This is a genomic window from Kitasatospora sp. NPDC096077, assembly GCF_040303245.1.
GTDB lineage: Bacteria > Actinomycetota > Actinomycetes > Streptomycetales > Streptomycetaceae > Kitasatospora.
This window is the reverse complement of the sequence record NZ_JBEOSV010000143.1, coordinates 1-3,193: the sequence shown is the minus strand read 5'-3', so window position 1 is coordinate 3,193 and position 3,193 is coordinate 1. Positions and strand designations below refer to the sequence as shown.

The 3,193-nt window shown below is 68.4% G+C and carries 3 protein-coding genes; all 3 read left to right on the top strand.

All coding sequences use genetic code 11. From position 1 onward, the window contains the following. Nucleotides 1-1,832: 1,832 nt before the first annotated feature. The gene (locus ABTZ03_RS44125; protein WP_350518929.1) at nt 1,833-2,132 is read left to right on the top strand and encodes a hypothetical protein; all 300 of its coding nucleotides are present in this window, start codon (nt 1,833-1,835) and stop codon (nt 2,130-2,132) included. After that, the gene (locus ABTZ03_RS44120) at nt 2,129-2,716 is read left to right on the top strand and encodes an RNA polymerase sigma factor (RefSeq protein WP_350518928.1); all 588 of its coding nucleotides are present in this window, start codon (nt 2,129-2,131) and stop codon (nt 2,714-2,716) included. The genes ABTZ03_RS44125 and ABTZ03_RS44120 overlap by 4 nt, the downstream gene beginning before the upstream one ends. A 179-nt stretch (nt 2,717-2,895) precedes the next feature. After that, entirely contained in the window at nt 2,896-3,099 is a 204-nt protein-coding gene (locus ABTZ03_RS44115; RefSeq protein WP_350518930.1) for a helix-turn-helix domain-containing protein, read from the top strand. Nucleotides 3,100-3,193 lie beyond the last annotated feature (94 nt).

Sequence of the window (3,193 nt, the reverse complement as noted above, 5' to 3'; positions counted from 1 at the left end):
TTAATCACCCGCCCACCACCTATAAATACACTATTAACATTACACTCTTTCCCAACCCGACGCTCTTCCGATCTCGCGCCATGTCTGCGGAGCAGACGGCGCGCCGTCACTACGTGACGGAGCGTTGTGGCGCCCCTCCGGGGCGCAGTAGCGGAGAGTGATGTTGCGGCGCTCCGCGCCGCTGGCTGGCGGGGGCTTCGGTCGCTGGTCTGGTCGCTCCTGGTCGGGGTGCCAGCGCGTCCGTGCCGGGCTCTGCGGGGGCTTCGGTCGCTGGTCTGGTCGCTCCTGGTCGGGGTGCCAGCGCGTCCGTGCCGGGCTCTACGGCCCTGTCCCTGGCTAGCCTGGTCGGGTATTTCTACTGGTCAGTTGGGGTTTTAGCGCAACTCCGTGCGCCTGGCTGACTGAGGGGGGTGCCTGGGGTCCGCCCTCGGCTTCCACTCTGCTGGCCGGGAGCGACCCGGCCAGCCCCTTACCAGCCATCGCATTCTGTCACCACCCTGCCCGGCGGCGCAATCCCTCCCCCATAGACAGTACACCCGGTGCGACAGGACGCCAGGCCCACAGTGGTCCAACCAGGAGGCCAAATTTCGCGCCCCCCACCCCCGACACCGCATCAGAATGTCACTGAAGAGAATCTGGCGCGCCAGCACTGAAACAGCCCATCGCCCAACACCACGACACCGCCACCTCCACCGCCACGGAATGCACCGCAATCCGGTTCTGTAACGCCAGAAATCCGCGCCAGGACCCCTCGGAAAACCTCAGAATGTCCCATTGACGTCGTGACACAGAACCACGTTACAACCCACCAACCAACCCATGGAAATCCCCCATAGACCCGGCCCAGCCCGGCGCAGCACCGGCAAGGCCCAGGACCAGGCCCAGGCCGGCGGCGAGCAGCTCCCGGACGGCGGCCACGCCGAGGCCTCGGCTCACCGCCCGGGCCGGCCTGGCCAAGGCAGGCGTTACAAAATCTCTTCCCCCCTTGGGATTTCGGCCCTCGCAGAAATCCCGTCAGCTCAGAACTTTGGTGCGGCGGGGTGGGGCTGCTTTGTGCGGTGTGTCATCGGCGTCGTCCCTGGGTGGCCTCGGTGAAGGCTCGGCCGTTCCATAGTCGCCCGGTCCGCAGTGTGCGCCCACGGTGTGACGGGGGTGGGGGCGGACAGCCTCGCATGTCTTCGGTGACGGCCCAGGGATAGTAGTAGTGGGCGGTACTCAGGGGCCAGACGGTCTCTTGCTGCGTCCTGTGCCGCCTGGTCTGTGGTGTGGGGCTCGGGCGTGGTGGCTGGGGCGGGAGCAGTCTGCAGGACTCGGCGAAGCGGGTCACCAGGGGCAGGCCGGTAGTCGGGAAGGGTGGGGTGAACAACGGCTCGTCGGGGGCCGCGGCGATGCGCCGCACTCGCCCCCTTTGGGCCGCCACAAGAAATGCATCAACAGACCGAATGTGTAACGCCAGGAATCCACTCCAGGCCACCTCAGAAACACCTCGAATTGCCCCATTGACAACGTGACACAAAACCCCGTTACAACCACCAACCAACCCATGGAAATACACCATCATCCCGCCCTGCTCCGCCCAGCACGGCGCAGCAGGGCCGAGGCCTGGGGCGAGATGCGGCCGGCGGACGAGTAGGACCAGACCGGCACCCGAGCGTCGACCAGGACCAGGGCCAGGGCCAGGCGGCAGCCTCCAGCTTCGACCGCTCGCCGTGCCCTTCAGTCACGGACGATGCGCACCCGCCTGGCCATGCAAAACAGTAGGGCGCTTGACCGCTCATAACATTTTTTGCCTCGGATGTAAACGGTTTGGGGTTGCCGTTCGTCTGCTGGGTATGAAGCGTCAAGGGCTCACCCAACTGCTCGGCTGGACCCCGGTGGTGCCGTTCGTGGCGCTGGGTGTTCACCAGTCGTCATGGATCGTGCTGGCCCTAGTCGGGGTCCTGGGGGTGGCAGTGCGGCAGCTGGCCGAGTGGCAGCGCCGACGCACCCTGGTCGCGCTGGTCGAACGGTCGCCGCTGGGCACCGTCGTGGAACAGGAGAGCGGAATGGGCGGGCCCGGCATGCGGGTCCAGGTCGGCGCCCGGCCGGCCGGGGGAACGGACATGGACGAGCGGACCCAGGGGGCCAAGTGACGACAGAGCACACCCGGCGCATCTCGGCGGACGTCGCCGACGCCGTCACCGGGCTGTACCGCACCGCGTACCGCGACGTGCTTCGCAGCACCACCGTGCTGGCCGGTGCGGCGGACGCCCCTGACCTGGTTCAGTACGCCTTCCAGAAGGCCGCGCTGAAATGGGCCGAAGTCGGTTCCCGCTCGCTGGACGGCCAGAAGGCGTGGCTCAGGACGGTGGCCCGCAATCGGTTCATCGACGATCTTCGCCGTGATGTCCACTTCGACGAATTGCACTTCCAGGTGTGCGAGCACTACACCATCGCCCCGCACAATCCGGCGGACGTCACCGTGGCCCGCGCCGCTCTCGAACGCTGCTGGGCGGTGATCTCCGCCATGCCCCGGTCCCAGCGCGCGGTCGCCGTCCTGGCCTGGCGCGAGGGCCTCGCCCCGGCCGAGATCTCCCGCAGTCTCGGCATCTCACCCGCCACCGTGCGGGTGCATCTCCACAAAGCCCGCCTGCGTCTGGGCGCCGAAGTCGGCGAGCACCTGCCCTTCGCCCAGCCCGCCGCAGAGGGCACCGCACAGAAGAGGAGGGCATCATGACGATCATCTGGCGCTCCGCCGACAACGCCGACCCGCTGCCTGATCTGCTCCGGCGCATCGAGCAGGCCGTGCCGCCGCCGAGCGAGAGCGACGTCCAGCGGGAACTCGACCGGCTGACCACCTGGATGCGCGAACCCGCCCGGCCTACCCAGCCTGCCCGGCCCGCCCTCACGCACCCGGTGACGCCCCCGCCAGCGGACGACATTCGGTTCCTGACCATCGCGGACGCCGCCGCGCTGCTGCGAGTGACCAAGCTGACCGTCTACCGCCTGGTCCACTCCGGCGACCTGCCGGCCATGCGGACCGGCAAAGCCTGGTACGTGCCCCGGGACGCCGCCCTCGACTATCTCCACACCCTCGACGTCGCCCAGCCCCGGGACTGACCGCTCCTCCGGCCGGCGGCGGACCACACCTGACCGGTCGCCACCCGACAGCACGGAGGCGGGCCCCGGGGCCCGCCTCCGTGCTGTCGGGTGG